Source organism: Blastococcus sp. CCUG 61487 (assembly GCF_005222955.1).
In the GTDB taxonomy this organism is placed as follows: Bacteria; Actinomycetota; Actinomycetes; order Mycobacteriales; family Geodermatophilaceae; genus Blastococcus.
In genome coordinates this window covers 1-676 of record NZ_LWUA01000191.1, presented here as the reverse complement: position 1 = coordinate 676, position 676 = coordinate 1, and the positions used below count along the sequence as shown (strand labels likewise).

Below are 676 nucleotides of genomic sequence, written 5' to 3'. Positions count from 1 at the left end.
CGCTGCTCGTCGTCGCCGCCGGGATCACCTTCGTCGCCGTCGGCTGGGCCCGCTTCGGCGTCGTCTTCCAGGCCGGCGCGATGCTCACCGCCACCGCGCTGGCCGCCGGCTGCTCCGCGTGGAGCGCCCGCCGCGGGCTGCGCGCCACCGAGGAGGCGCTGGCCGCGGCCGCGGCGGCGCTGCTGGCCGTCGACCTGGGTGCCGCCCGGGCGCTGGGCCTGTTCGACCTGGAGGACGTCGGCCTCCGCTCCTGGTGGGCGGTCTCCTGCGCGGTCGTCGTGGCGGTGGCACTCGGCCTGGGCCGGGTCACCCGCAGCACCATCACCTGGCCGCTGGCCGCGCTGCTCGCCGCCCAGCCGCTGCCGTTCCTGCTCCTGCCGGACGGCGCGCTCGGCGGGCCCGCCGGCGTCGCGGTGGCCCTGGCCGTCGCGGCCGCAGACCTCGTCGCCGCCCAGCGCCTCCGTTCCGTCCTGCGACCGGTGGCGGGGGTGCTGGCCGGCCTGTTCGCTGCCGCGGGGGTCCTCGGCGGGCTGGGCACGGCCTGGGGCGGGGGCGGGGGCGAGTCGTGGACCGCGACCGGGCTGCTCGTCGTGGCCGGCGCGGCGTCCTGGCGCTGCGGACCCGGTCGGGAGGACGGCCTTCCGTCGCCGCCGTGGCCGGCGCGATCGGGGCCGTC

1 pseudogene is annotated in these 676 nt (G+C 80.3%); it reads left to right on the top strand.

Annotation, left to right across the window (positions count from 1 at the left end):
* Positions 1-676 (top strand): annotated as a pseudogene (locus A6V29_RS20885) (hypothetical protein); the annotation flags it as partial.